Origin of the sequence: Parasedimentitalea denitrificans, from assembly GCF_011813015.1 — a bacterium.
Lineage (GTDB): Bacteria > Pseudomonadota > Alphaproteobacteria > Rhodobacterales > Rhodobacteraceae > Parasedimentitalea > Parasedimentitalea denitrificans.
The window spans coordinates 292,522-317,445 of sequence record NZ_QHLQ01000002.1; the positions used below are offsets into that span (position 1 = coordinate 292,522).

30 protein-coding genes, 1 other RNA gene and 1 pseudogene are annotated in these 24,924 nt (G+C 56.4%); 15 read left to right on the plus strand and 17 right to left on the minus strand.

The features are described from left to right. Positions 1 to 21 precede the first annotated feature (21 nt). Positions 22 to 495 (plus strand): GNAT family N-acetyltransferase, encoded by a 474-nt coding sequence (locus DL239_RS04025; RefSeq protein WP_167682549.1) that lies wholly within the window; start codon positions 22 to 24, stop codon positions 493 to 495. Between the two features lie 81 nt (positions 496 to 576). On the opposite strand, the gene DL239_RS04030 is transcribed toward DL239_RS04025, so the two are convergent. The 8 genes from DL239_RS04030 to gatC form a co-directional block, all read right to left on the minus strand. Continuing rightward, positions 577 to 726 (minus strand): hypothetical protein, encoded by a 150-nt coding sequence (locus DL239_RS04030; RefSeq protein ID WP_167682551.1) that lies wholly within the window; start codon positions 724 to 726, stop codon positions 577 to 579. A 227-nt stretch (positions 727 to 953) separates the two neighbouring features. Beyond that, positions 954 to 1,439 carry a GNAT family N-acetyltransferase gene (locus DL239_RS04035; RefSeq protein ID WP_167682553.1) on the minus strand — a complete coding sequence of 162 codons (486 nt, stop codon included), beginning with the start codon at positions 1,437 to 1,439 and terminating at the stop codon, positions 954 to 956. Positions 1,440 to 1,510: 71 nt separating this feature from the next. After that, positions 1,511 to 1,678 (minus strand): 50S ribosomal protein L33, encoded by a 168-nt coding sequence (rpmG, locus tag DL239_RS04040; protein WP_008206879.1) that lies wholly within the window; start codon positions 1,676 to 1,678, stop codon positions 1,511 to 1,513. A 106-nt stretch (positions 1,679 to 1,784) separates the two neighbouring features. Beyond that, positions 1,785 to 2,180: RNase P RNA component class A (gene rnpB, locus DL239_RS04045), an RNA gene on the minus strand. 179 nt (positions 2,181 to 2,359) lie between these two features. Next, positions 2,360 to 3,046, minus strand: coding sequence for an N-acetylmuramoyl-L-alanine amidase (locus tag DL239_RS04050; protein WP_167682751.1), 687 nt, complete (start codon positions 3,044 to 3,046; stop codon positions 2,360 to 2,362). After that, positions 3,043 to 3,810: a hypothetical protein gene (locus DL239_RS04055; protein WP_167682555.1), complete on the minus strand. Its 768-nt coding sequence runs from the start codon at positions 3,808 to 3,810 to the stop codon at positions 3,043 to 3,045. The genes DL239_RS04050 and DL239_RS04055 overlap by 4 nt, the downstream gene beginning before the upstream one ends. A gap of 40 nt (positions 3,811 to 3,850) precedes the next feature. Then, on the minus strand, positions 3,851 to 5,338 hold the full coding sequence (gene gatA / locus DL239_RS04060; protein ID WP_167682557.1) for an Asp-tRNA(Asn)/Glu-tRNA(Gln) amidotransferase subunit GatA: 1,488 nt from the start codon (positions 5,336 to 5,338) through the stop codon (positions 3,851 to 3,853). 4 nt (positions 5,339 to 5,342) lie between these two features. Continuing rightward, positions 5,343 to 5,630 carry an Asp-tRNA(Asn)/Glu-tRNA(Gln) amidotransferase subunit GatC gene (gene gatC / locus DL239_RS04065; protein WP_167682559.1) on the minus strand — a complete coding sequence of 96 codons (288 nt, stop codon included), beginning with the start codon at positions 5,628 to 5,630 and terminating at the stop codon, positions 5,343 to 5,345. Positions 5,631 to 5,794: 164 nt separating this feature from the next. On the opposite strand from gatC, the gene DL239_RS04070 reads away from it, so the two are divergent. Further along, the gene (locus tag DL239_RS04070) at positions 5,795 to 6,205 is read left to right on the plus strand and encodes a VOC family protein (RefSeq protein WP_167682561.1); all 411 of its coding nucleotides are present in this window, start codon (positions 5,795 to 5,797) and stop codon (positions 6,203 to 6,205) included. 73 nt (positions 6,206 to 6,278) lie between these two features. Next, positions 6,279 to 6,971, plus strand: coding sequence for a metal-dependent hydrolase (locus tag DL239_RS04075; RefSeq protein WP_167682563.1), 693 nt, complete (start codon positions 6,279 to 6,281; stop codon positions 6,969 to 6,971). 85 nt (positions 6,972 to 7,056) lie between these two features. On the opposite strand, the gene DL239_RS04080 is transcribed toward DL239_RS04075, so the two are convergent. From DL239_RS04080 to DL239_RS04095, 4 genes are all read right to left on the minus strand, one after another. Continuing rightward, positions 7,057 to 7,665, minus strand: coding sequence for a DNA-3-methyladenine glycosylase I (locus DL239_RS04080; protein ID WP_167682564.1), 609 nt, complete (start codon positions 7,663 to 7,665; stop codon positions 7,057 to 7,059). A gap of 18 nt (positions 7,666 to 7,683) precedes the next feature. Next, positions 7,684 to 7,971: a YciI family protein gene (locus tag DL239_RS04085; RefSeq protein WP_167682566.1), complete on the minus strand. Its 288-nt coding sequence runs from the start codon at positions 7,969 to 7,971 to the stop codon at positions 7,684 to 7,686. A gap of 36 nt (positions 7,972 to 8,007) precedes the next feature. Further along, entirely contained in the window at positions 8,008 to 8,577 is a 570-nt protein-coding gene (locus tag DL239_RS04090) for a TetR/AcrR family transcriptional regulator (protein ID WP_369410533.1), read from the minus strand. A 126-nt stretch (positions 8,578 to 8,703) separates the two neighbouring features. Continuing rightward, entirely contained in the window at positions 8,704 to 9,153 is a 450-nt protein-coding gene (locus tag DL239_RS04095) for a nucleoside deaminase (protein ID WP_167682570.1), read from the minus strand. Between the two features lie 61 nt (positions 9,154 to 9,214). Between DL239_RS04095 and DL239_RS04100 the strand changes: the two genes are divergently transcribed. The 6 genes from DL239_RS04100 (at position 9,215) to DL239_RS04125 (ending at position 15,846) form a co-directional block, all read left to right on the plus strand. Then, positions 9,215 to 10,225 carry a pseudouridine synthase gene (locus DL239_RS04100; RefSeq protein WP_167682572.1) on the plus strand — a complete coding sequence of 337 codons (1,011 nt, stop codon included), beginning with the start codon at positions 9,215 to 9,217 and terminating at the stop codon, positions 10,223 to 10,225. 164 nt (positions 10,226 to 10,389) lie between these two features. Beyond that, positions 10,390 to 11,283 carry a 5-bromo-4-chloroindolyl phosphate hydrolysis family protein gene (locus DL239_RS04105; protein WP_167682574.1) on the plus strand — a complete coding sequence of 298 codons (894 nt, stop codon included), beginning with the start codon at positions 10,390 to 10,392 and terminating at the stop codon, positions 11,281 to 11,283. A gap of 16 nt (positions 11,284 to 11,299) precedes the next feature. Beyond that, the gene (locus DL239_RS04110; RefSeq protein ID WP_167682576.1) at positions 11,300 to 12,490 is read left to right on the plus strand and encodes a toxic anion resistance protein; all 1,191 of its coding nucleotides are present in this window, start codon (positions 11,300 to 11,302) and stop codon (positions 12,488 to 12,490) included. A gap of 3 nt (positions 12,491 to 12,493) precedes the next feature. Further along, on the plus strand, positions 12,494 to 13,462 hold the full coding sequence (locus DL239_RS04115; protein WP_167682578.1) for a DUF2927 domain-containing protein: 969 nt from the start codon (positions 12,494 to 12,496) through the stop codon (positions 13,460 to 13,462). Between the two features lie 15 nt (positions 13,463 to 13,477). After that, positions 13,478 to 14,638 (plus strand): SPFH domain-containing protein, encoded by a 1,161-nt coding sequence (locus tag DL239_RS04120; RefSeq protein ID WP_167682580.1) that lies wholly within the window; start codon positions 13,478 to 13,480, stop codon positions 14,636 to 14,638. A gap of 77 nt (positions 14,639 to 14,715) precedes the next feature. Then, on the plus strand, positions 14,716 to 15,846 hold the full coding sequence (locus tag DL239_RS04125; RefSeq protein WP_167682582.1) for a TFIIB-type zinc ribbon-containing protein: 1,131 nt from the start codon (positions 14,716 to 14,718) through the stop codon (positions 15,844 to 15,846). A 63-nt stretch (positions 15,847 to 15,909) separates the two neighbouring features. Here DL239_RS04125 and DL239_RS04130 read toward each other — a convergent pair whose 3' ends face one another. The 3 genes from DL239_RS04130 to DL239_RS04140 all read right to left on the minus strand — a co-directional run bounded on the left by DL239_RS04130 (position 15,910) and on the right by DL239_RS04140 (position 18,182). After that, positions 15,910 to 16,323: an Hsp20/alpha crystallin family protein gene (locus DL239_RS04130; protein WP_167682584.1), complete on the minus strand. Its 414-nt coding sequence runs from the start codon at positions 16,321 to 16,323 to the stop codon at positions 15,910 to 15,912. A gap of 136 nt (positions 16,324 to 16,459) precedes the next feature. Continuing rightward, the gene (locus tag DL239_RS04135) at positions 16,460 to 17,566 is read right to left on the minus strand and encodes a CaiB/BaiF CoA transferase family protein (RefSeq protein WP_167682586.1); all 1,107 of its coding nucleotides are present in this window, start codon (positions 17,564 to 17,566) and stop codon (positions 16,460 to 16,462) included. A 19-nt stretch (positions 17,567 to 17,585) separates the two neighbouring features. Then, positions 17,586 to 18,182 (minus strand): cupin domain-containing protein, encoded by a 597-nt coding sequence (locus DL239_RS04140; RefSeq protein WP_240931710.1) that lies wholly within the window; start codon positions 18,180 to 18,182, stop codon positions 17,586 to 17,588. A 119-nt stretch (positions 18,183 to 18,301) separates the two neighbouring features. On the opposite strand from DL239_RS04140, the gene gabT reads away from it, so the two are divergent. The 6 genes and pseudogenes from gabT to DL239_RS04170 all read left to right on the plus strand — a co-directional run bounded on the left by gabT (position 18,302) and on the right by DL239_RS04170 (position 22,494). Further along, on the plus strand, positions 18,302 to 19,600 hold the full coding sequence (gabT, locus tag DL239_RS04145) for a 4-aminobutyrate--2-oxoglutarate transaminase (RefSeq protein ID WP_369410535.1): 1,299 nt from the start codon (positions 18,302 to 18,304) through the stop codon (positions 19,598 to 19,600). An 11-nt stretch (positions 19,601 to 19,611) separates the two neighbouring features. Next, positions 19,612 to 19,752, plus strand: a complete 141-nt coding sequence (locus DL239_RS04150) for a hypothetical protein (RefSeq protein ID WP_167682590.1) — start codon at positions 19,612 to 19,614, stop codon at positions 19,750 to 19,752. 3 nt (positions 19,753 to 19,755) lie between these two features. Then, positions 19,756 to 19,908, plus strand: a pseudogene (locus DL239_RS21615) (aldehyde dehydrogenase family protein); the annotation flags it as partial. Between the two features lie 4 nt (positions 19,909 to 19,912). Further along, a complete protein-coding gene (locus DL239_RS04160; protein WP_167682592.1) occupies positions 19,913 to 20,788 on the plus strand; it encodes a 3-hydroxybutyryl-CoA dehydrogenase in 876 nt (291 codons plus the stop codon). A gap of 18 nt (positions 20,789 to 20,806) precedes the next feature. Then, a complete protein-coding gene (locus DL239_RS04165; RefSeq protein WP_167682594.1) occupies positions 20,807 to 21,565 on the plus strand; it encodes an electron transfer flavoprotein subunit beta/FixA family protein in 759 nt (252 codons plus the stop codon). Next, a complete protein-coding gene (locus tag DL239_RS04170; protein ID WP_167682596.1) occupies positions 21,565 to 22,494 on the plus strand; it encodes an electron transfer flavoprotein subunit alpha/FixB family protein in 930 nt (309 codons plus the stop codon). Before DL239_RS04165 ends, DL239_RS04170 begins: the two co-directional genes overlap by 1 nt. A 414-nt stretch (positions 22,495 to 22,908) precedes the next feature. On the opposite strand, the gene DL239_RS04180 is transcribed toward DL239_RS04170, so the two are convergent. Continuing rightward, complete coding sequence (locus DL239_RS04180; protein WP_167682600.1) at positions 22,909 to 23,898, minus strand: glycosyltransferase family 4 protein; 990 nt, start codon at positions 23,896 to 23,898, stop codon at positions 22,909 to 22,911. A gap of 43 nt (positions 23,899 to 23,941) precedes the next feature. Further along, entirely contained in the window at positions 23,942 to 24,913 is a 972-nt protein-coding gene (locus tag DL239_RS04185) for a glycosyltransferase family 2 protein (protein WP_167682602.1), read from the minus strand. Between the last annotated feature and the right edge of the window lie 11 nt (positions 24,914 to 24,924).

The window sequence follows — 24,924 nt, forward strand, 5'->3', positions numbered from 1 at the left end:
CTAGAACCAGTGAGAATTGTCATGAAGATAATCGATATTCCCGCGTCAGACTCGGCCCGTCTGGTGCCGTTGTTGCAAGGCGTGCATGCGCTGCATGTAGAACACCAGCCAAGCCGTTATGCGGCCAACCCCCGCGACAAAGATCTAGAGGCCTGGCTGAGTGACTGGCTGGGCACTGAGGGTATGTTTACGCTTGGGGCAGTTAGCCCGACAGGGGCCTTACTAGGGTACCTGATCTATCAAGTGGAACATCGCCCTGCTCTGCCCGTGCGCGCCGCTGAGACGCGGGCCATGATGCATCACATTGCCGTGCAAGGCCCGTGGCAAAGAATGGGCGTTGGCAAGGCACTGATGGCAGAAATGAAGTCGCAGGTCAGCGCCCAGGGGATCGAGGTCATAGCGACGACCTATGCCCCTTTTGATGCAGCCTCAGCGGCGTTGATGTCAGGCATGGGCTTGGCTCCGGTTATGAGCATGGCAGAATGGCGGGCCTAAAGAACCGATTCTCGTATCGTGCTTTGGGCTGTCGTTTGCTTGCCAGCCCACCCACATTCCGGACGCTTGTGAAATGGCTCCCTAATCCATGTCCCCCACCACCTGCGTTTCAACCGCGGGTGGGAAGTTCAATACCATAGGGTGCGCTTCTGGGTCGGCCTGTATCGCACCCGCCATTAGAACCAACACAACTAGGCCCAGGATAGTCAGCATCCGATAAGAACCTTGCATTTCGCACCTCCAATTCAATGATAGGTTGCGCTAGAAATATGGCGATACAGTGCATTTCATTGCACCGAGACCAGATATTCTGGAACAAGTTAAATCAAGTTGAGGATACTAAGCGACGCCGCTGTGAAGGCATTAATAACACGGCAGGACTACCACCCGAAGTTCTGTCCGGCTGCTCCTAAATGCGGGCCTTTAGTCCAAAAGCTAGGGACATTAGAGCGCTGAGTTTACTGCCAGACCTGTCGCATGCGCACTGCAGGGAACTGGATACCAGGTGCCAGTTCAATGATCATATCCTCTTCGACTTCAAATCCAACAGACGAATAGAAAGGAACTGCGGTCAGCGTCGATGCACACTCAAGCTCGATTACTCCGGCCTGACGCGCGGTTTCAATTGTGTGGCCCAGGATGGCTCGTCCGATACCCCGACGCAGGGCTCGGTCATCTGTCACCACATGCCGAATGTGCCCTTTGTCTGCCCGTACTCGATCCCGCGTCCAACCTCCTGCCGCCAGAACCTGATCGTTGTCCACGCCAACGTAATAGGTTCCACAGGCAATCAATCCGGGCCGTGCCCGGCTGATGATTGGCAGAGCCGTGACCAATACCGATGGTGCATAATCCGACTTTAGCAGTTTAGGGTAGCTACGCGCCAACAGCGAATCAACCGCTGCGAAATCTGCTTTGGTGGATGGCCGAACAATAATACTCACTTTTACTCCCTAAAACGAAACAGGGCCCCGCAGTGCGAGACCCTGTTGCTAGTCAGTCCTGACCAGAAGGCTTACTTGATTTTGCCTTCTTTGTACTCGACGTGCTTGCGTACAACCGGGTCATACTTACGGATGACCATTTTTTCGGTCATAGTCCGTGCGTTTTTCTTGGTCACATAGAAGTGGCCGGTGCCCGCGGTCGAGTTCAGGCGGATCTTGATTGTGGTAGGCTTCGCCATGGTGCTTCTCCTGCGTCCGAAAAGGCAGGGGCCTTCCGGTAAATATCTATTCGAGGTCGGCTTGTACCCTCCCCAGCCCCCAAGTCAATAGAATTCGGAGGGATAAATGCGCAGAGGGCCTATAAGCCGGATTTTGTTCCGGGGTTGCCCCCTTCGATGACCATTCCTCTAGGGCGCGCATTGCTGCGAACCTCAAGCTGCCAACCCGACCCCTCTCGGTTAAAGCGTACCTAGCGGCGATATCCTGTTGCCAGGATCAGCCCACGCGGGGGTCCTATTTGGCATTGCTCCTGGTGGGGCTTGCCGTGCCGCTCCTGTTGCCAGCAGCGCGGTGGTCTCTTACTCCACCGTTTCACCCTTACCGCACCTAAATGCGGCGGTCTGTTTTCTGTGGCGCTCTCCGTCGGGTTACCCCGCCCGGGCGTTACCCGGCACCACTGCCTTATGGAGTCCGGACTTTCCTCGCGGGGCTTGCGCCCCCCGCGGCCATCCAGCCCTCTGCGCGCCTCTGGCACTACGTTGGCTTACAACTGGCGTCAAGTATCAGAAGGACAAGTGGCCTTTCCCCTCTTGGTCTACTACCAATTCACCCCAAAGTATTTGAAACAAGAAGAAAGCGGGATCCCCTTCATCTGGCCTAAATATCCCGGAGCGCGAGGCAGAGCCTCGCAAGGCTCACGTTCAGCAAGTGCCGTCGCCCAAAACGGAGAAATCTTCCGGCGCCAATGGCCCTTTGCCCGCAGATCGGAAACGCAGGCGCACGGCCTGAAGCAGTGTTTCGTCATCCACATCTGCGGTGAAGCCCCGCCTTTGCGCCAGCGAACGGAACACCTGCATCTGTTCTGCGGCATTTTGTGGCGCTGAACCATGCCCGCCGGGAATCGCCAGCGACTGTGCTGCTAGGCGGGCCCAGTCAAAATGAGGGCCCGGGTCATGTTTGCGCCCCGGAGCCATGCAGGAGTGCCCAATCACATTCTCAGATGGGATCGCCCAGCGCGTCATAATGTCCACCAGAAGCTCTTCCAGCCGGGCCATTTGAGGCTCAGAAAATGGGTGATTGCCGAGATTATCCAGCTCGATGCCAATCGAGCGGGAATTGATATCGTCCTGGCCGTTCCATTCCCCGGCGCCAGCATGCCAGGCGCGTTGAGACTCGGCCACCATTTGCCAGCAGGTGCCGTCACCACCAATCAAATAATGCGCCGACACCTCAAACGATGGGTCACACAAGCGCTGCAGCGCCGCAGACGCGCTTGCCATTGCGGTGTAGTGGATCACGATCAGCGAAGGCGTCAGGCCATCACGGCGCGGCCCGAAATTCGGGCTGGGATGCCAGCAAGCTGCGGCAGTATCTGCTGACCCGCTCAGTTTCTCACCGCGTGCTGATAGATAATTGGATCCCACTCACAGGCGTAACCATCTCCATCGGGGTCAAGAGACAGTCGGTCGCGTTTAGGGCCACCTGCCTCAAGAAATGCCTGCTGGGCCAAATCTGGCGATCGGTATCCCGCACAATTGCGCGCAGACTTGGCGCGCAGATTGATGCCTGTGCGGCTGAAGATGCGATTACCGAGCGGATTATTGGTGCTAAGCGCGTAGCTTACCACGTTGGGCCCCGCATCCCCCTGACGCACTGGCACTGCGGAGGGCTCAATGACTTGATACTGCGAGCGGTTTTGCGCGATCCGGTCGGCGTCACTTGCAATTGTTTGCCGGGACGATACCGCGCCAAAATCGTTTTCATCCGATATACCGGCATTTGCGATCACAAGCGGCGCCGGATTCGAGGGGCTGGCCTGTAGCGGAGCTTGACCAGAGTTACTCTGCGCGGCCGATAGGGTTGCAGCCGTTTCGCTGGCGATGTCTGCATTACCGGAATCTGCTCTCAGGCTCCCTGCACTGCTGGAACTTCCCGCACTGCGTGGTGCAGCGCTGGGAGCGTCCAGAGACGTGCTCTCGACCTGGACTGGCGGCACCAGAGGCTCGCCAAAGATAGTTGTCCCGGCAGGCGGCGCAGCGTCAAACGGGCTGGTGTCGAACCCAGCCTCGGCACCGCTATCCGGGATGGGCGGCGTACAGGCGGCCAAGGCCAGTACACTACCCACAGAGATGAGGGAGACAAATACGCGCATCACTTCTACCTGCTTTTTCTGCTCTTGTTTGCGCGGATGTTTACCACCATTTGCCCGGTTTGGCTACAAACCCAGCCGCGGTCTCAAGCGCGTAGGCGGTGTTCAGCAAGTCACCCTCTTCCCATGGTTTGCCAATCAACTGCAGACCAAGCGGCAGACCTTGCGCGTCCAAGCCTGTTGGAACTGCAATTCCGGGCAGACCCGCCAGGTTCACGGTCACAGTGAACACATCATTCAGGTACATCTTCACAGGATCCGCATCGGTCATTTCACCCAGACCAAAAGCAGCCGAAGGGGTAGCCGGGGTCAGGATCGCATCTACACCCGCAGCAAAGACATCCTCGAAGTCTTTCTTGATCAGGGTACGCACGCGGCGCGCGCGGTTGTAATAGGCGTCATAAAAGCCAGCCGACAGCACATAAGTGCCGATCATTACCCGACGCTGTACTTCGTGACCAAAGCCTTCGGCGCGGGTCTTTTCGTACATTTCAGTGATGCCATCGCCTGCTTCCAGCGTGGCGCGGTGGCCATAGCGGACGCCGTCATAACGGGCCAGATTCGATGAAGCCTCGGCTGGCGCGATAACATAATAGGCCGGCAGCGCGTATTTAGTGTGCGGCAGTGAGATGTCGACGATCTCGGCACCGGCTGCCTTCAGCATGGCTGTACCATCGGCCCAAAGCTGTTCAATCTCACCCGGCATGCCGTCCATACAGTATTCCTTGGGGATACCGATTTTCTTGCCCTTGATGTCACCGGTCAGCATGGCCTCAAAGTTCGGCACCGCCAAATCGGCCGAGGTCGAATCTTTGGCATCATGGCCACACATGGCTTCGAGCATGATAGCAGCATCGCGCACCGACTTGGTCATCGGGCCAGCCTGATCCAGCGACGAGGCAAAGGCGACGGTGCCCCAGCGCGAACAACGGCCATAGGTTGGTTTGATACCAACGGTACCGGTAAAGGCAGCAGGCTGACGGATCGAGCCACCTGTGTCTGTGCCGGTTGCGGCCAGACACAGGTCAGCCGCAACTGCAGCCGCAGACCCACCGGATGAACCACCCGGTGTCAGCTCGGCATCGTCATTGCCACGACGCCAAGGACTGACCGCATTGCCGTAAATCGAAGTCTCGTTAGACGAGCCCATGGCGAATTCGTCCATGTTCAGCTTGCCCAGCATCACCGCGCCGTTGTCGATCAGGTTCTGGCTGACAGTCGACTCATATTCGGGCTTGAAGCCTTCAAGAATGCGGCTACCGGCCTGGGTGTCGACACCTTTGGTGCAGAACAGGTCTTTGATCCCAATCGGCAAACCACACATTGCAGGCGCATTGTCACCCTTCAGGCGCTCATCTGCGGCCTTGGCACGTTCCAGCGCAAGTTCGGGTGTTTTGTGGACAAAGGCGTTCAGTGCACCGGCTGCATCAATGGCTGTCAGGCAGGACTGCGTCAGCTCCACGGATGTGGTTTCGCCTTTACGCAGCAGGTCGCGGGCCTCGGCCAAGCCCAGTTTGTTCAGATCAGTCATGCTCTTATTCCATTACCTTAGGCACAGCAAAGAAGCCCTCGCGGGCGTCGGGGGCATTGGCCAGCACTTTGGGCTGCTGATTGCCGTCGTTGACCACATCCTCGCGGCGCTTCAGACGCTGCGGCGTGACCGAAGTCATCGGCTCAACGCCTTCGACGTCGACCTCGTTCAGTTGCTCGATAAAGCCAAGGATGGTGTTGAACTCGTCTGCCAGCGCAGGCAGCGCGTCATCTTCTACCTTGATCCGGGCCAGTTTGGCCACTTTGGCGGCGGTGCTTTGGTCAATCGACATGGGAACCTCATATACGTTGCCTTGGCATTTACCGTCCCCAAGGCGCTGCTGCAAGCCTAGGAGGAGCGGATATCTATCATTGAGTAGAAATGGCTTGCCTGAGCAGCCAGCCTAAGGTCACTCTGCTGACATTCCCAAGACGCATTACGCACCGGAGCCCCCGCATGAAGTTGAAGCTACACCATATCAATCTGGCCACAGAAAATGTTGACCGGATGAATGACTTTTACCGAAACATTCTGGGCTTGGACAAAAAGACTGAGGGCTTGCCGGTATTGGAGAAGAACAAGGGCTATGGCGGTGATGTGTCTTTTGTAACCGATGGTGATATCCAGATGCATCTGGCGCAAAAAGATGTTCATGCCGGGTTCAACAGCGGTCAGTTCGTCAATCCGGTTTCACATGGTCATATCGCCTATCGTACTGATGATCTGGACACCTTTATCGCCCACCTAGAGGAACAGGGCATTCGTTACTCGGACTGGGGCCATCAGGCGGTGGAAGGCTGGCGGCAGATCTTTTTCTACGACCCGGATGGCAATGTGATCGAGGTGCACGAAGTGAACGAAAATTAAGCCGAGTTGCCACGACCAACCGGACAAGTAGACGTTTCACAAACCGACCAACCTATTATCGGGAGTATTTACAATGAAAATCATCTGGCTGGGCCATGGCTCCTTCCGAATTGAGACCGGCAACAAGGTTCTGTTGATCGACCCCTGGCTGACCGGCAACCCAGTGCTACCCGAAGTCGCCCATGACAAGGCCATCGAAGGCGCCACCCACATCCTGCTGACCCATGTGCATTTTGACCATGTGGTGGACGTTCTGCCATTGGCCAAGAAACTGGGCATTCCGGTGGTTGGGCAATACGATCTGATGGGCTATTGGGGTGAAACCGAGGATATCCAAACCGTTGGCTTTAACAAAGGCGGCACGGTTGATCTGGGTGGGGTCAAAGTTTCGATGGTCAACGCCACACATTCCTCAACCTTTGCGACCGAAGATGGTCCTCGCGCTGGGGGGAGTGAATGTGGATATATGATCGCCGCCGAGGGGCATACGATCTATGTGTCAGGCGATACCGACATCATGGCCGACATGGATTGGATGGGCGAATACTATCAGCCCGATATTGGCATTCTGTGTGCGGGCGGTCATTTCACCATGGACATGCGCGGCGCTGCTTTTGCGGCGAAGAAGTTTTTTGACTTCAAAACCGTGATCCCTTGCCATTACAAAAGCTTCCCCATTCTGGAGCAGGACGCGCAGGCCTTGATCAATGGGCTGCCGGGTGTGGATGTGATCGAGCCGGAAGTGATGCAAGCGATCGAGATTTAGAACAAAGGATCGCGCCTTACCTTGGGGAGGTGTAAAGCGCCTTCCCAAGGTAAGGCGCTGTCCGAGCCAACTGCCCGGACCAAAATCAACTAGGCCGCACAAACTCTTGCCGTGCCTTTTGAGCCCTCTCCCGGCAAACACACCCCCGCGCGTGATCATTCACCAACCCCATCGCCTGCATAAAGGCAAAGGCGGTGGTGGGGCCTACAAATTTCCAACCGCGTTTTTTCAATGCCTTTGACAGCGCCACAGATTCGGGACTGGTGGTCTGGGTTTGCGGTTCAGGCAAACTCTCGGGATCAGGCTCAAAACTCCAGAAAAACGCTGCCAATGATCCGGCCTCGGCTTCTAGTTCCAGCGCGCGGGCCGCATTGTTGATCACCGCGTTGATCTTGCCACGATGGCGAATGATTCCTGCATCCTGCAGCAGGCGTTCCACATCTTCTTCGGTGTACTTAGCCACCTTGGCGTAATCAAATCCGTCAAACGCAGCGCGGAAATTCTCGCGCTTGTTCAGAATTGTCCGCCAGCTGAGGCCCGACTGGAAACTCTCCAGACAGACCTTCTCGAACAGGCGGATATTGTCGCTGACCGGGTAACCCCATTCATTGTCGTGATACGGCAAGAACTCGGGCACCGAACCGCTCCAGTTACAGCGGGTTAGACCATCGGGGCCTTTGGTAACATTGCTCAAGAAATGCGCTTTCCTTGCTTAATCCGTCAAAAACTTCAGCCGCTCGTCGGCGCGCGCCGGTGAGATCTCGATGATCTCAGGCCTCACCACATCCTCAACAACAAAGGGATCCTCGGCAACAAGAACCTCTAGCTCTTCCAGCGATATGTTATGTGCCAGCACGCCACCACCCGCCATAGGATTCATGCTGCCAACCAGCAGAAACACCCCGGCTTCAAACCCACGCTGGATCCAGGCTTTGTGCCCTTCCATGAATTCGTGGGCGCGTTCTTTATTGTTTGAAAACCTCAACAGCACGATGAACATCGGTGCTCTCCTTTGTATTCTTGTTGTTCTGTAGATCTATGCCACTGCCAAGGCCTGCACCCAATCCAGCATCTGGCTGACTTCCGCCTCGATGAATTCAGCATCCCGAAAGGCTGTCGCCATGGTGGCAACGCCTTGACTGCGGGCCAATAGCTGCATCGCCAAGGCATCAGCCTCTGCGCCTTGTCCCAGCTCCTCAAACTGCGCGCGCAGCCAATCCCGGAACAGGGTAAACACGGCGTTTGCGTGACCTTGCGAGGCATGATCCAGCTTGGCCAGCTCGGACACCAATGTGCCAACCGGGCAGCCGTACAAGAGGATCTTGGCCTGGTTGGCGATCAGGATTTGAATGAAACAACCGATACGCTCAGCCGGTCCCTGCCCTTCTGCCTGCCAGTCTCGCAGCATCGCGCGCGTTCTGGTCAGCCGCAGATCAATCACCGCCGTCAGGATTTCATCTTTGGTTTTGAAGTGGTGATAAAAGTTTCCACGCGAAATCCCAACTGAGCCTGCGATGTCAGCAAAAGACGTGTGCTCGAACCCGCGCTGATAGAACAGCAGGTCAGCAGATTCGACAATTTTATCCTGCGTATTGGGCTTAGGCACCAGATGTCCCTCCATGTGATTCCATGCAAATTAGGACAATTGACCTAGAGTGAAAAGATCAAATTAGGGCGCCCGACCTAATTTGTTTCCTCAGTTTAGGATTAAGCCTGACAGAATACGGCCATTTTAGCGCTTGGCGGCAAAGAAGTCCTTCAACATCCGCTCGGCTTCATGCTCAGCAATCCCGTCATAAACCTCGGGGGTATGATGGGCCTGCGGGTGAGAGAACACCCGCGCGCCGTGCGCTACTCCGCCGGACTTCGGATCAGATGCTCCATAGTAGACCCGCTCTATTCGTGCTGCGGCAATGGCGGCGGCGCACATGGCGCACGGCTCTAGTGTTACGTACAGGTCGTAACCTGCTAGTCGTTCCGACCCGACAGCGGTACAGGCCTCACGGATCGTCAGGATCTCTGCATGAGCAGTGGGATCACAGTGTTCACGTGTTCGATTGCCAGCCGTAGCCACCACCTGCCCCTGCGGGTCGATCAGCACAGCCCCCACCGGAACTTCACCCCGATCTGCCGCTGCGCGCGCCTCGCTAAGCGCCTGTTCCATATGAGATTTGAAAACCATGCTACAAATTGCCTTGGAATGCATGCTTTCGCAACCGCTCAGAATGGTCTAAGGGCGGGTTATGACCCAATCTCAGACCCCTCCGCCCGGCGACCGCATCGCCAAAGTTCTGGCCCGTGCCGGTATTGCCTCGCGTCGCGAGGCTGAACGCATGATCAATGCCGGACTTGTGACCGTCAATGGCACAGTGATCGACAGCCCTGCGCTGAATGTGACACCGCAGGACAGAATCACCGTCAACGGCAAACCGGTAGGAGACCCGGAGCCAGCGCGGTTGTGGCTGTACCACAAGCCATCTGGCCTGGTGACCACCAATAGTGACGAAAAAGGTCGCAGGACCATTTTTGACGAACTGCCGGATGACCTGCCACGGGTGATGACAGTTGGTCGACTGGATCTGAACTCTGAAGGTCTGCTGCTGCTGACCAATGACGGTGGCATCAAGCGCCAGCTTGAACTGCCATCTACCGGCTGGCTGCGCAAATACCGAGTGCGGATCAATGGCCGCCCACAAGACTCAGACTTCGCCCCCCTGCGCAAGGGACTGGTAATTGACGGAGAGCGGTTCCAGCCGATGGAAGTTACTCTGGACCGTCAGCAAGGCGCCAACGCTTGGCTGACGATCGGGATTCGCGAAGGCAAGAACCGAGAAATTCGTCGCGCCATCGAGGATATCGGTTTCACGGTGAACCGATTACTGAGGGTGTCGTATGGTCCTTTCCAGCTGGGTCAGCTGAAGCTGGGCGCGGTTGAGGAAATCCGCCGCAAGGTCATGCGTGACCAACTCGGGTTGGAGGCTGAGCCGGAACCGGAAAAGCCCAAGAACACAAGACGCGTGGTGCGCAAAAAGCCCAGCACGATGGCAGGCAGGCCCGGTCGACCTAAGCCACCCGAAGAGGACGAACGGCCCTATGGGCGTCGTTTCTCTAACAAGGGACAAGGCCGGTCTGACGGCGGCAAGCCCAGTGGCCGGTCTGGTGGAAAGCCCACAGGCAGACCATCTGGCAAGCCCGCACGACGTCCCGACCGGCGTTCAGGCGGCAAGCCGGTCGGCAAGAATCCCCGCCGTTGATCCACCTGCGCGTGAGTTCCCCCTAGCAAGACGCCCTGCTATCACTTAGTTTCGTAGGCAGAACAGCGTCTTCGGGAGAACCCGCGTGCAAAAACTTGCCTTTGTGGCCCTTTTGATCTTGATGTTCGGTCTTAGTACCGGCTGGATTGTGGGGGCCTAAGCACATGGCCCAGAAATTTGGTGGGCGTTATAGCCCCGAGGCCAGCTCGGACGCAACTGTGCCGCCTAAAAACCCATACAAGAATGCCCGACCGGACCCGATTGGGGCTGGGTCAAACCTGATGTTTGTCCCTCCTGCGGCGATGGTACTATTTTCACTGCTTGACGGGGCCACAGGTTTGGCTTTGGGCCTAGTGGCTGCTGGGCTTTGGACTGGTGGTGCCTGGATGCTACGTGAGGGTCTGCGGGCTGAGAGTGCGTTTAATGCGCGCCGTGTCGCCAAGCGCCCGGCCCTGCCCCGCAAGCTTGCTGCGTCTGTTTTGGTCGGACTTGGCGGCGCTATTGCTGCTTGGAAGGCGGAACCGGGTGTGCTGATCGCCGCGATCTATGGCTCAGCAGCAATGGGACTGCACCTTGCTGCCTTTGGCCTGGACCCGATGAAAGACAAAGGCGTCGAGGGCATTGACGAATTTCAGCAATCTCGAGTGGCCCGCGTGGTGGACGATGCCGAGGAATATCTGGTCGGAATGAGCGACGCGGCGTTGCGTGCGAAGGATCGACAAGTCGAAGCCCGCGTCGAGCAGTTTCAGTCTGTGGCTCGCGAACTGTTTCGCACAGTCGAAGAAGACCCGCGTGATCTGACCGCCGCGCGCAAGTACCTGACGGTCTATTTGCAAGGTGCGCGCGATGCGACGGTGAAATTTGCCGACATTTATGGCCGCAGTGGCGATGCTCAGGCGCGTGCAGATTATCTGTCGTTGCTGGATGATCTGGAACAGAATTTTGCCGCCCGCAACCGCAAGATGCTGCTGGAAGACCGCAGCGACCTAACCATTGAAATTGACGTGCTGCGTGATCGTTTGCAGCGCGAGGGGGTCCATTTGGACCTGACTGATTAAAAGAAGGAATGCCTTTATGTCCGAGATTGTAAAACAAAAAGCTGCCGAGGCCGAGATTTTGGTCAAGGAAACCACTGCCATTGTGCTGCCGGAACCCATTGCTGAAATCCAAACTCTGGAGAAAGCCGACGCACCACAAAGCGAGGCGATCCGCACCCGGATGGATCAACTGGATATGGCGGACACTAACTCGATTATTGAATTCGGGTCAGCGGCGCAGGCTGAATTGCAAGTTATTTCACAGGCCATGCTGGCAGATGTGCGCAACAAGGATGTTGGCCCCGCCGGTGATAGTCTGCGCAGCATGGTTACCGCCATCCGTGGCTTCTCTGTTTCAGAACTGGATGTGCGCCGCAAACCCAGCTTTTGGGAGCGCCTGATCGGTAAGGCAGCGCCGTTTGCCCAATTCACTGCGCGCTATGAGTCTGTGCAGGGGCAGATCGACAAGATCACCGACAACCTGCTGGGTCACGAGCACACGCTGCTCAAGGACATCAAATCACTGGATGTTCTCTATGCCAAGACGCTGGAGTTTTATGACGAGTTGGGCCTGTACATTGCCGCTGGTCAGGAAAAGCTGGCAGAACTGGACAGCACCACCATCCCCGCCAAAGAGGCCGAAATGAACGCCGCCCCAGAGAGCGAACAGGTGATGCAGGCGCAGGAACTGCGTGACATCCGTGCCGCCCGTGACGATCTGGAACGCCGTGTGCATGACTTGAAACTGACCCGCCAGGTTACCATGCAGTCGCTGCCGTCCATCCGTCTGGTTCAGGAAAACGACAAGTCTCTGGTCACCAAGATCAACTCGACCCTAGTGAACACAGTACCGCTGTGGGAAACTCAGCTGGCCCAGGCTGTAACCATTCAGCGAAGCACCGAAGCCGCCGCCGCTGTGCGCGAAGCCAATGACCTGACGAACGAGTTGCTGACCTCCAATGCCGCCAATCTGCGTCAGAGCAACAAAATGGTGCGCGAGGAAATGGAGCGCGGTGTGTTTGACATCGAAGCAGTGAAACAGGCCAATGCCGATCTTATTGGCACCATTCAGGACAGCCTGGCCATCGCTGACGAAGGCAAGGCCAATCGTGCCGCTGCCGAGGAAGAGCTGAAGAAGATGGAAGGCGAGCTGCGCGATACCCTGGCTGCGGCCAAGGCGCGCAAGGATGGGGTTGGCGATACGGCTTCGACCTCGGTTCCCGGCTAATTAATGACAGGTGGAGGGGTGAAACGACTGCAAAGCATACCACGAAACGTCGCCGGTCTGATTGGACTGACGGCCCTACTGGCCTGCACCCCTCCGCTCCAAACTGACTCGCTGGTTCCTCCGCAGCGACCGGAAGAGTTTCAGCCTCCACCGCGTTCGGCCGAAAGCGAACAGTTGGTCCAGTACTACTCGGTCTTACAGCGAGATCTGTTGACCCGCGGTCTGTTGCGTACCGATGGTGGCGGGCCGGATACGCCATACAACGCTGACAAACTGGTTCGAAACTTTGAGGCGATTGCCTTTTTCGACGAATATGCTGGCAGTGGAAGCGGGAGTGCCGGAGGATTAAGCCGATGGCCCGGGCCGGTACGTCTACAGGCTGAGTTCGGCCCTTCTGTATCACCAACACGGCGCCAAGAAGATCTCCAGTTTCTAACCAATTATGCCAACCGATTGGCCCGCATCACCAAACATTCGGTTAGCACCACAACAACCCGAGGCAACTTTCATGTAATCTATGCCAGCAAGGATGATGGCGATTTCATCCGCAAGCGTGTGCCACAGATCCTGCCCAATATTAGCGCTGAAAACCTTGAGATATTCGCCAACCCGCCGCGTAGTTTCTATTGCCTTGTACTGGCCGGCGGACCTCAACAGGATCCGCTTTCCTATACTCAGGGCGTTGCCTTGATTCGGGCCGAGCACCCGGATCTTGTACGCCAAAGCTGCGTCCACGAGGAAGTCGCGCAAGGCCTGGGCCTGCGCAACGACAGCCCGCGAGCGCGGCCGTCTATCTTTAACGATGACGATGAGTTTGCGCTGCTGACCAGCCATGACGAAAAACTACTGACCATGCTATATGACAGGCGACTGCAACCGGGGATGAGCGCAGAACAGGCCCGTCCCATCGCCCGGGTCATTGCAAATGAATTGATGGGGCTGCCTGCGGAATCTATGCCCCGCGCCTATTAATAAGAGGACCTGACTGTGGGAATTTTTGATTTTCTGACCGGTGAATTCATCGATGTCATTCACTGGACCGACGACACCCGCGACACTATGGTCTGGCGATTTGAGCGCGAAGACCACGAAATCAAATACGGCGCCAAACTAACAGTGCGCGAAGGGCAAGCTGCTGTTTTTGTTCACGAAGGCCAGCTGGCAGATGTCTTCACCCCCGGTCTTTATATGCTAGAGACCAACAACATGCCGGTGATGACGACATTGCAGCATTGGGATCACGGCTTTCAGTCGCCGTTCAAATCCGAAATTTATTACGTCAACACCACTCGCTTCAATGATCTAAAATGGGGCACCAAGAACCCGATCATTTGCCGCGATCCTGAATTTGGCCCGATCCGTCTGCGCGCCTATGGCACCTATTCGGTCAAGGTCGCTGATGCTGCCCGTTTCCTGACCGAGATTGTCGGCACCGATGGTGAATTCACCATGGATGAGATTTCGTTCCAGGTCCGCAACATCATCGTGCAAGAGTTTTCGCGCGTGGTGGCCGGGTCCGGGCTTCCTGTGCTGGACATGGCTGCCAACACGTCTGATTTGGGCAAACTAGTCGCGGCCGAGATTTCCAGCACGATCAGCGAATACGGGTTGTCGATCCCCGAGCTGTACATAGAAAACATCTCGCTGCCGCCCGCGGTCGAGGCCGCGATGGATAAACGCACCCAGATGGGCATAGTCGGCGATCTGGGCCGTTACACGCAATTCTCTGCCGCCGAGGCGATGACTGCCGCGGCACAAAATCCAAATGGCGGCATGGGGGCTGGCATTGGCATGGGCATGGGCATGGGCATGGCGCAATCGATGGCAGCAGGTCAGGCCGCTGGCCCATGGGGCGCCCGCCCTGCCCCCGCTGCGGCTGCACCGGCAGCGCAACCTGCACCGACGGCTGCGCCAGTTGCCCCGCCACCGCCACCCGTGGAACATGTCTGGCATTTGGCAGAGAACGGTCAGACCACCGGGCCGTTTTCCAAGGCGCGACTAGGGCGTATGGCTGTCGAAGGCGGATTGACCCGCGAGACCCATGTCTGGACCCCTGGTCAGGACGGCTGGAAACGCGCAGGCGACGTGGCTGAACTGGCGCAACTGTTCACCATCATGCCACCGCCTCCACCACCTCCGGCTGGATAACACCACGCCAGCACCCGCCGACACTCTGGCGGCGGGTGAACCGCATTGATTGACATTTTCCAAATCCGAGATCTGCCTTGACCACTCCGCCACCACCACCCGCATCTTCAGACAGCACTTCAGCTCCACATGAAGCACATCTTTTTCCCTGCGAGCAATGCGGCAGTGATTACCGGTATGATCCCAAGAACCGGACACTGACCTGCGACCACTGTGGCCATACCGATCAGATTGGTGGCGGACCGTGGGAGGGCGCAGGCCTACGTGAGCTGGACTTTGAAACCGCGGTCGCACATCAGTTGCCTGAGGCCGAGATTGAGGTGACACGGGTCTCGTCCTGCCCTAGTTGTGCGGCGCAGGTCGAGTTTGATCCAAACACCCACGCCAAGGAATGCCCATTCTGTGCCACGCCTGTGGTGGTGGATACGGGCGAGAACCGGCATATCAAACCCAAAGGCGTGCTGCCCTTTGGTGTCGATGAGCGCAGCGCGCACAAGGAAATGAGCGCCTGGCTGGGCAAACTGTGGTTTGCTCCGAACGGGCTAAAGGAATACGCACGTAAGGGCCGCAAGATGGAGGGCATCTATGTGCCCTACTGGACCTTTGATGCGGACACCAAGTCCAGCTACACCGGCCAGCGTGGCACTGTGTATTACGTCACTGAAACCAGAGTCGTTGACGGCAAAACCGAAAGCCATCAGGTTGCCAAGGTGCGTTGGACCCCGGCTGCTGGTCGAGTGAAGCGCTGGTTTGACGATGTTCTAGTGCTTGCCTCTAAAAGCCTGCCTAAAAGTTATACCGAAGCGCTGGAACCTTGGGATCTGTCGTCGCTGGAACCCTATCAGCCGCAGTATCTGGCTGGGTTTCGGGCCGAAGCTTATGCGATTGAATTAGAAGACGGATATACCGAAGCGCGTGAAAAAATGGACCGGGTGATCGAACGCGATGTTCGCTTTGACATCGGCGGCGACCGCCAGCGCATACATGATATCAACACTACGGTGGCAGATGTGACGTTCAAACACGTCCTACTGCCAGTCTGGCTGGCGGCCTACAAGTACCGAGGCAAAACATACCGGTTTGTCGTCAATGGGCAGTCAGGTCGTGTGCAAGGGGAGCGCCCCTATTCAGCCTGGAAGATTGCCGGTGCTGTTGCTGTGGGCCTGATTGTGGCCGCTGGCATCGGCTATCTGGCTGCACAACAATAAACGAATGGCCCGTGCAGGCAAACACGGGCCATCTAGTGCCGCATCGTTTTTCAGAACTTAGCTCTACGCGATCTCAATCTTCTTGGCCGTCTCTGGTGTCTCAAGCGCCCGTTTGGGCACCATCACATGCAGAACCCCATCGGTCATTTGCGCCGATGCCGCTGCTCCATCTGCATCCTCTGGTAGGCGGAATGAACGCCTAAAGGCCCCATACTGACGCTCACTAAAGAACCAAGTGTCGCCTGACTTCTCGGATTGGGTCTTTTTCTCACCACGAATGGTCAAAACACCATTGTCCACCGTCAGGTCGATATCCTCCTGCCCGACCCCTGGCAGCTCCATCGCAATATCATAGGATTCCTCGCCTGACGACGCTTCGGTCGCTGGGCTTAACCAATCCGCCAACCGGGATCCAAACCCGCGAAACGGATCATAGAGTGACGGCCAGAAGCCTCCGGTTTCGGTTTTTTCTACCATGGTCTATCCTCCTTTCGTTACAGTAAGGAGTGTAGCAGATGACATGAATCCATGCCTTGATTTCAATCAGATCCCCGGCGGACGGAAAATTTCACATAATGACCGGCCCCAAGAAATTGAGGCCGGTCCTTGTCTATCAAGCCTTAGGTAGGATTGGGGCAGATTTCTCTGTTTCCAATTCAGCATCTGAGAAGACCCAGGGGCCTCGTACGCCCGGCACACCTTCCGGGGTGATGACCATTCCACGTGACTTGATCTGCGGATCATCAAATGTCTGTGCAATCGTATTGATCGGACCGGCTGGTACAGTTGCTGCCTCGAGTGCCGCAAGGAGATCTGCGCTGGTCCACGCCTGAAACAGTTTTTCAAGGCTTTCGGTCAGTGTATCGCGATGTTCAACCCGCAGGGCGTTGCTGGTGTAGCGCGTGTCACTTGCCAAATCGGGGCGATCAAGTACCTCGCACAACCGAAGGAACTGGCCGTCATTACCCACAGCGATAATGATATGCCCGTCTGACGTCGGTAGCACCTGATATGGCGCGATATTCGGATGGGCATTGCCCTTGCGCTCGGGGCTGTTTCCCGTGGCCAGAAAGTTCATCGCCTGATTGGACAACATGGCTGTAGCGCAGTCCAGCAAGGACATGTCGATATGCTGCCCCTTGCCTGTGGTGTGACGCTGTTCAATTGCCGCCATGATACCGATGGTGCCGTACAACCCCGTCACGATATCAGTAACCGCCACGCCAACCTTTTGTGGCTGCCCATCTGGGTCACCTGTGATCGACATCAAACCGGACATTCCTTGCAAAAGGAAATCGTAGCCAGCCCGTTTTGCATAGGGCCCATCCTGACCAAACCCGGTGATCGAACAATAGACCAAACGTGGGTTGAGCTCTGACAGGCTGTCATAGTCCAAGCCGTATTTCTTCAGCCCACCGACCTTAAAGTTTTCAACCAAGATGTCCGCATCCGCGATCAGATCTCGAACGATCCTCTGGCCCTCAGGTGTACGAAAATCGGCAACTACAGATTTTTTGCCCCGATTAGCTGAATAGAAATAGGCCGCAGATTTATCACCATTACGTTCGATGAACGGAGGGCCCCACGTCCGGGTATCATCACCTTGCGGAGCTTCAACCTTGATCACCTCGGCACCAAGGTCGGCCAGTGATTGGCCTATCCATGGGCCGGCTAGAATCCGGGCCAGTTCGACGACCTTCAGACCTTCAAGAGGTTTCATTACTGGGTTCCTTGCGTGTTTAGAGATAGGGGGGCGTACAGGCCGAAATGACTTCAGCGGGACGATCCGAGATATTGCGAAAACGGTGCGGCTCGCGGCTATTGAACAAATAGGCGTCGCCGGCCTTTAGAATGCGGGTCGTCTCACCCACGGTGATTTCGATCTCACCAGAGATCACGATTCCACCTTCGTTGGCATCATGTTCGATCATGGTTTCACCGGTATCAGCGCCTGCCTCATAGCGCTCTTGCAGAACTTGCAGGCCGTGCGCCTTGGCATCGCCCACCTGTTTGATTGTGATCTTCTGCTGTGTCGCCTCACTGTCCTGATACAGAAGCGACGTCAGATCACGTAGCTCGCCCGGCGTAAAGAAGACTTGCGAGGATGTAACGGCGTCTGGCTCAAAAAACTCTGACATAGTTATGCCAAATCCGCCCAGAATTTTGCGCAACGACGCGACAGACGGACTACTTCGGTTGGTTTCTATCATTGAAATCTGTCCATGCGGCACACCTGCGCTGTCCGCCAATTGCCTTTGGGACAAGCCAAATTGCTGCCTCAGGGCCTTTAGACGTCCGCCCACGTCAAATTCATCTGCCATTACTGGAATCCCCATATCGAGTCCTCCCGACAATAGTCGAAACAATGGATGTTGCGCAACTTTTTGCTAGCACCGCTCAATATATTGAGCAATAAGGAATGCAGAATCAGAACGCTGGGCAGGAGAAATCACCCGTGACAGTTACCAAAGACCTGAAATCGCGTCGCGATGCAGCCGTGGCCACTGGGGTGGCCACTCGTGGAATTTATGCAGTGCGCGCCGAAAATGCCGAGCTGTGGGACGCCGAAGGCAAACGATATGTGGACTTTGCAGCCGGGATTGCGGTGAACAATACTGGTCACCGCCACCCTAAGGTCATGCAAGCCGTCGCGGAACAGTCGCAGGCCTTCACTCACACCTGCTTTCACGTGGCCCCCTATGAAAGCTATATCACACTGGCAGAGCGTCTGAACGCTGCCACACCCGGCGATTTTGCCAAGAAAACCATGCTGGTAACAACCGGCGCCGAAGCGGTTGAAAACGCCGTAAAGATGGCACGCGCCTATACAGGCCGGTCAGGTGTTATCGCCTTCAGCGGCGCGTTCCACGGCCGCACACTGATGGGCATGGCCCTGTGCGGTAAGGTAAACCCCTACAAGAAAGCCTTTGGTGCAATGCCACCCGAAGTCCTGCACGCGCCGTTCCCCAATGCATTCCACGGTGTTAGCGTCTCTGACAGCTTGAACGTGCTGGAAAACATGCTGCGGTCATCGATCGACCCCGAACGCGTTGCCGCAATCATCATTGAACCCGTTCAGGGCGAAGGTGGATTTGTCACCGCTCCGCCAAATTTCCTGCGCGCCCTGCGCAAAATTTGTGATGAACATGGTATCCTGCTGATCGCTGATGAAGTGCAAGCTGGTATCGCACGCACCGGGAAACTGTTTGCGTTTGAACATTCCGGTGTCGCCGCTGATCTAGTAGTCATGGCCAAAGGGTTGGCAGGCGGTTTTCCACTGTCGGCAGTCACAGGCCGCGCAGATATCGTAGATGCCGCACCAGTTGGCGGTATCGGCGGCACCTATGCAGGTAACCCACTGGCTGTCGCCGCCGCCAATGCAGTGCTGGACGTGATTGTTGAAGAAGACCTGTGCACCCGCGCCGCTGAAATCGGTGACATGCTTACATCCCGATTGCAGTCAATTGCGGCGCAACCCGGCATGGAGGTCATTGGCGAAGTACGCGGCCTAGGGGCCATGGTTGCTTTTGAGCTGGTCACTGACCGAACCACCAACGCCCCGGACCCAGCCCTGACCCAAGCGATTGTAGCCGAGGCCGAAACACGGGGGCTAATCATTCTGCCCTGCGGGACACGAGCAAACTCTATCCGTTTGCTGCCCCCCCTGACCACACCGATGGCCCAAGTGAACGAAGCACTGGACATCATCGAAGCCTCGCTTGAAGCAGCAATCAACACCGCAAAAGCGGCGTAAGGAGATCAAGGATGCCAAAAGATCTTGCACCGCAAAGCAAACCCGACCTGAACACATTAAACTGGGAAGACCCATTCCAGTTGGAAAACCAGCTGGGAGAAGAAGAGCGGATGATCTGCGGTTCTGCCCGCGCCTTTCGCGCCCGGGCATAGGTCGGCATGGTGATGGTCAACCTGCCAACCGTCGGCGTAGGCTACAACGTGCCATTCGGCGGCACCAAGGGTTCATCTTATGATTAGCGAGAGCAAGGGCGTTACGCAGCCGAATTCTATACCACGGTCAAAACGGCCTACAGCTTTGCGGGGTAGAGCCATGCCTATTCAAACTGTTGGCGTCATTGGGGCGGGTCAGATGGGCAATGGCATCGCCCATGTCTTTGCCACCAGCGGGCACGATGTCTTGCTCAGCGATGTCTCTGCTGATGCCCTGACTGCTGCAATCGGACGGATTGAAAAGAATACCGCCCGGCAGGTCAGCAAGAGCCAGATGAGTGAAGGTGATCGAGACGCTGCGCTGTCGCGCATCACGGCCACCACAGAACTGGGAGAACTCGGCGGCAGTGATCTAGTCATCGAAGCTGCAACCGAAAGCGAAGAAGTCAAGGATCAGATCTTTGCCGGGCTAGCCCCCTCGCTGGGCCCGGATACAATCCTGACATCTAACACTTCGTCCTTATCGATCACCCGATTAGCAGCCAAGACTGACCGGCCCGAGCGGTTCATGGGCTTTCACTTCATGAACCCGGTGCCCCTGATTCAGCTGGTCGAACTGATCCGCGGCATTGCCACCTCTGAGGACACCTATCAAACGCTTTTGGCTGTAGTCGGCAAGCTGGGCAAGACGGCCGCCAGTGCCGAGGATTATCCCGGATTCATCGTCAACCGGGTTCTGATCCCAATGATCAACGAAGCCATCTACGCGCTGTACGAAGGCGTCGGAGATGTTGCTAGCATAGATGCCTCACTCAGGCTGGGCGCCAATCACCCAATGGGGCCGTTGGAACTCGGCGACTTTATCGGTTTGGATACCTGCCTGGCCATTATGCACGTGCTGAACGATGGGTTGGCCGACACCAAATACCGCCCCTGCCCTTTGCTGGTGAAATACGTCGAGGCCGGATGGCTGGGGCGCAAAACTGGCCGGGGCTTTTACGATTACCGGGGGGAAACCCCTGTTCCTACTAGATAACTTCTGGAGATACGCAAAATGAAGGTACTCGTGCCTGTCAAGCGCGTGATTGATTACAACGTGAAGGTCCGCGTGAAAGCGGACGGCAGCGGTGTCGATCTCGCCAATGTTAAAATGTCGATGAACCCCTTTGACGAGATTGCCGTCGAAGAGGCCATTCGCCTGAAAGAGGCCGGCAAGGCAGATGAGATCATCGCGGTCTCGATCGGCGTCAAGCAGGCGCAGGAAACTCTGCGCACCGCGCTGGCCATGGGTGCGGATCGCGCCATTCTGGTGGTTGCTGCCGAAGATGTTCAAACCGACATCGAGCCGCTGGCCGTAGCCAAGATCCTTGCCAAGATTGTCGAGGAAGAGCAGCCCGGACTGGTTCTGGCTGGCAAGCAAGCCATCGACAACGACATGAACGCCACCGGCCAGATGCTGTCGGCGCTGCTGGGCTGGTCCCAGGGCACGTTCGCATCCGAGCTGGACATCGACGGCGAGCACGCTGTTGTGACCCGCGAAGTGGACGGCGGATTGCAGACCCTCAAGGTTGCGATGCCCGCCATTGTCACCGTTGATCTGCGCCTGAACGAGCCGCGTTACGCCTCGCTGCCAAACATCATGAAGGCCAAGAAAAAGCCGATGGATGCCAAGACTGCCGAAGATTACGGCGTTGATGTCACTCCACGTCTGGAAATCGTGTCGACCACCGAACCTGACACCCGCGCCGCAGGCATCATTGTCGGTTCGGTTGACGAGCTGGTTGAGAAACTCAAAGAAGCGGGGGCTGTGTAATGGCTGTTCTTCTCCTTGGTGAAGTGACCGATGGCGCGCTGGCGCTGGATGCCACTGCCAAAGCTGTGACCGCTGCAGGTTCGCTGGGCGATATCACTGTGCTGTGCGCCGGTGCTACCGCTGCTGCTGCCGGTGACGAGGCTGCCAAAATTGCTGGCGTTGCCAAAGTCTTGGTTGCCGAAGACGCATCGCTGGGCCACCGCCTGGCGGAACCCACTGCCGCGCTGATCGCCGGTCTGGCTGGCGACTACGAGCACATCGTTGCTCCGGCCACCACAGATGCCAAAAACGTACTGCCGCGCGTTGCTGCGCTGCTGGATGTGATGGTTCTGTCGGATGTTTCTGGTGTTGTCGATGGCAACACATTCGAGCGCCCGATCTACGCCGGTAACGCGATCCAGACCGTCAAATCGTCGGACGCCAAGAAGGTGATTTCCTTCCGGACATCGACCTTTGACGCAGCTGGCGATGGCGGTTCTGCCTCGGTTGAAACCATTGGTGCTGCTGAAAACCCAGGCCTGTCGGAATGGGTTGAAGACAAGGTCGCCGCATCTGACCGCCCCGAGCTGACCTCGGCTGGTGTGGTTGTGTCCGGTGGTCGTGGTGTTGGCTCCGAGGACGACTTCAAACTGATCGAGGCTCTGGCAGACAAGCTGGGCGCCGCTGTTGGTGCATCGCGTGCTGCGGTTGATTCAGGCTATGCCCCGAACGACTGGCAGGTTGGTCAAACCGGCAAGGTGGTTGCACCGGATCTGTATGTTGCCGTCGGCATCTCAGGCGCGATCCAGCACCTGGCAGGCATGAAGGACTCTAAGATCATCGTTGCGATCAACAAAGACGAAGAAGCACCGATCTTCCAGGTTGCTGACTTTGGACTGGTCGCCGACCTGTTCCAGGCAGTGCCGGAACTGACTGAAAAGTTGGGCTAACCCTAACGGCGCGTGCCAGCACGCACCACACACCAATAGAAAAAGGCCCGCGGATCACCGGCGGGCCTTTTCTTGTTGAAACTGAAACCCTGACTTTGGATACTGCGCGCATGGCGGAACATCACAAAGAAGGTCAGCGCAAGAGACAAGCTCAGCTTGCTGGCCATCCAGAGTGGATGAAGTATCCACGTACGCGTCCCAGAGCCCTGAAAGCCGGAACTGATTTTTTCTTTACGGGGCGTATGTGTAAGAACCGGCACTATAATCTGCGCACAGTATTGGGGTCTCGGTGCGTCGCTTGTGAAAGCAATGAACAAGACATAAGCCCCAATCTTGCGGCCTTTATGCGAGACTGGCAGTTAGACCTGTAGCATCGGTCATGACGGTCATCACACTGCCCTGCCTGTGACGGTTTCAAAGACCGCTCAGGCATTCTTCCCAGTCATGCTCAAACCGGGTTTTCTCTGCAACGTGCTGGGCAGTGTCACTACGCCCACTGTGGCTACCTTCATCCAAGGATTGTGCGGCTTTGTTGATCGCTTGTTTCCACGCTGAAATACTGTGGTCATGCACATCAATAGCCCCTGTTTCAATGTGGTCCTTTAAGCCATCAGTTGCGGCAACAATCACCATTCGTCCAGCAGAGAGCGCTTCTCGGGCGACCAGTCCATAGGCCTCCCAACGTGATGGCATAAGCAAGACATCTATCGAACGCATAGGCTCTAACGGATCATTGCAATGCCCATGGAAAGTGATCCTGGGGTCGCATTTTGCCAACTCAACCAGCTCAGCCCGCATTGGGCCGTCACCGAATACTTTCAACCTTAGATCCGCCCCGCAGCAGTCACGGAATGCCCGGATTGCGATATCAAATCCTTTCTGCTCGTGCAGCCGACCCACAAGACCAAAAACCCTATGATCGCTTTCTAGATCGGGCAAAGTTTCAAAGCCTGACAGATCAACAGAGGATTGAATGACTGACAACCGGTCGGCGTCGATCAGATCGCGGCGAATTAGCCAGTCCTTCTGGTCATTGCTAACTGCGACAACCCGATCAAACAGGCTGAACGCGCTGCGCAGCATGGCAAAAAACCGCGTTTTATTGAACACTTTTTGTGCAACGAAACCCTGCGTGTAGCTATGTTCAACATGGATCATCGGAATGTCGGGGTGCATGGCGCGAAGCCGCGCGCGGGCTGCAAAATTACGCCAGTTCAATGCCAAATGCGAAACGATGATATCCACCCGGCCATTGGGCAGGGTCAGATTACTGTTTTCAACCACCGCCATTTGGTGCTTGCCGGTTTTGGCCAGATACTTCGATGAAAGAATTGTGTCGATAACTCTCATGACTCCACCCGGTGTTGTGTCGTCGGTCAGGTGTAGAATTGAAGCATTGCTCATGAGAACCTCCTTTTGATTGTTGGTATTGGCCTGTGCATCGTCTTCAACGCCTTAGAACTGACGCAAGTTGCATCGGGCCAAAGCCAGTACGCGACAGAAGCTCTGCTGCGATAAGGGTTGTGAGCGTTTTTAGTGGTTCCTCAATAACCGGTTTGAGCGAGGCATTCAGGAACTTGCGTGTGTATTTGTGCGCTTTTAACCCGTCGCCGGCACTAACTGCGCGGCGTGCGAGATAGCGCATTTGATAGGCTTTGGCTGCTGGTTCATGACTGTCAAAGAAGGCTGGATTTAAAGGCCGGAGTTTGTCGACCATGCGCATCCAGGAGGCCAGTTGTTTGTTGGTGTTTGCCGATAGCCCGTGGTTGGCGATCCGGTACTTCGTAAGATGACCGGGAATGCCTTCGATCTCCCAATCCGTCGTCAACGCCATACGGAGCCAGCATTCGATATCTTCGGACTGACGGAATGTTTCGTCAAAATACCACTGCCGCGACTGATCTTTATGGGGCGTGTAGGCAATATCTTTCAGTGCTGCCATTCTGATCACCGGCGCGGATCCATTCCCCACAGGGTTTCTTTTAAAAACAACACTTGCGTTTACATTGGAGAGTTGTGGGCTCTGCTTTAAGCCTAGCGACTGGCTATTGTCATCGATCAAGACGGAGCCCGCATAGCTAAGGCCAACGTCTTTACGCCTATCCAGATGCCGGACATGTCGTGCCAGCTTGTCCGGCGTCCATAAATCATCCGAGTCACAGAACCCCACATATTCACCACTCGCATTGGCGATCCCGGTGTTTCGAGCGCCAGCCAGCCCTCGGTTTGGTTGGTCGACAACCCGAAATCTACTGTCCCGTAGGAAACGTTTGATTACATCCACGGTGGCATCGGTGGAACCATCGTTGACCACAACCACTTCAAAGTCCTGAAAACTCTGCGCTTGTAGACTTTCAAGCGTCTCGACGATGGTCTTAGAGGCATTAAAGGCGGGCACAACGATGGTTGCTTTGGGCATTTGATATTCCT

Coding starts and splice junctions, on each gene's coding strand:
- DL239_RS04025 (WP_167682549.1), top strand. CDS start 22: ATGAAGATAATCGATATTCCCGCGTCAGACTCGGCCCGTCTGGTGCCG.
- DL239_RS04030 (WP_167682551.1), bottom strand. CDS start 726: ATGCAAGGTTCTTATCGGATGCTGACTATCCTGGGCCTAGTTGTGTTG.
- rpmG (WP_008206879.1), bottom strand. CDS start 1,678: ATGGCGAAGCCTACCACAATCAAGATCCGCCTGAACTCGACCGCGGGC.
- DL239_RS04055 (WP_167682555.1), bottom strand. CDS start 3,810: ATGCGCGTATTTGTCTCCCTCATCTCTGTGGGTAGTGTACTGGCCTTG.
- gatA (WP_167682557.1), bottom strand. CDS start 5,338: ATGACTGATCTGAACAAACTGGGCTTGGCCGAGGCCCGCGACCTGCTG.
- gatC (WP_167682559.1), bottom strand. CDS start 5,630: ATGTCGATTGACCAAAGCACCGCCGCCAAAGTGGCCAAACTGGCCCGG.
- DL239_RS04070 (WP_167682561.1), top strand. CDS start 5,795: ATGAAGTTGAAGCTACACCATATCAATCTGGCCACAGAAAATGTTGAC.
- DL239_RS04075 (WP_167682563.1), top strand. CDS start 6,279: ATGAAAATCATCTGGCTGGGCCATGGCTCCTTCCGAATTGAGACCGGC.
- DL239_RS04085 (WP_167682566.1), bottom strand. CDS start 7,971: ATGTTCATCGTGCTGTTGAGGTTTTCAAACAATAAAGAACGCGCCCAC.
- DL239_RS04095 (WP_167682570.1), bottom strand. CDS start 9,153: ATGGTTTTCAAATCTCATATGGAACAGGCGCTTAGCGAGGCGCGCGCA.
- DL239_RS04100 (WP_167682572.1), top strand. CDS start 9,215: ATGACCCAATCTCAGACCCCTCCGCCCGGCGACCGCATCGCCAAAGTT.
- DL239_RS04105 (WP_167682574.1), top strand. CDS start 10,390: ATGGCCCAGAAATTTGGTGGGCGTTATAGCCCCGAGGCCAGCTCGGAC.
- DL239_RS04110 (WP_167682576.1), top strand. CDS start 11,300: ATGTCCGAGATTGTAAAACAAAAAGCTGCCGAGGCCGAGATTTTGGTC.
- DL239_RS04115 (WP_167682578.1), top strand. CDS start 12,494: ATGACAGGTGGAGGGGTGAAACGACTGCAAAGCATACCACGAAACGTC.
- DL239_RS04130 (WP_167682584.1), bottom strand. CDS start 16,323: ATGGTAGAAAAAACCGAAACCGGAGGCTTCTGGCCGTCACTCTATGAT.
- DL239_RS04135 (WP_167682586.1), bottom strand. CDS start 17,566: ATGAAACCTCTTGAAGGTCTGAAGGTCGTCGAACTGGCCCGGATTCTA.
- DL239_RS04140 (WP_240931710.1), bottom strand. CDS start 18,182: ATGGGGATTCCAGTAATGGCAGATGAATTTGACGTGGGCGGACGTCTA.
- DL239_RS04150 (WP_167682590.1), top strand. CDS start 19,612: ATGCCAAAAGATCTTGCACCGCAAAGCAAACCCGACCTGAACACATTA.
- DL239_RS04160 (WP_167682592.1), top strand. CDS start 19,913: ATGCCTATTCAAACTGTTGGCGTCATTGGGGCGGGTCAGATGGGCAAT.
- DL239_RS04165 (WP_167682594.1), top strand. CDS start 20,807: ATGAAGGTACTCGTGCCTGTCAAGCGCGTGATTGATTACAACGTGAAG.
- DL239_RS04170 (WP_167682596.1), top strand. CDS start 21,565: ATGGCTGTTCTTCTCCTTGGTGAAGTGACCGATGGCGCGCTGGCGCTG.
- DL239_RS04180 (WP_167682600.1), bottom strand. CDS start 23,898: ATGAGCAATGCTTCAATTCTACACCTGACCGACGACACAACACCGGGT.
- DL239_RS04185 (WP_167682602.1), bottom strand. CDS start 24,913: ATGCCCAAAGCAACCATCGTTGTGCCCGCCTTTAATGCCTCTAAGACC.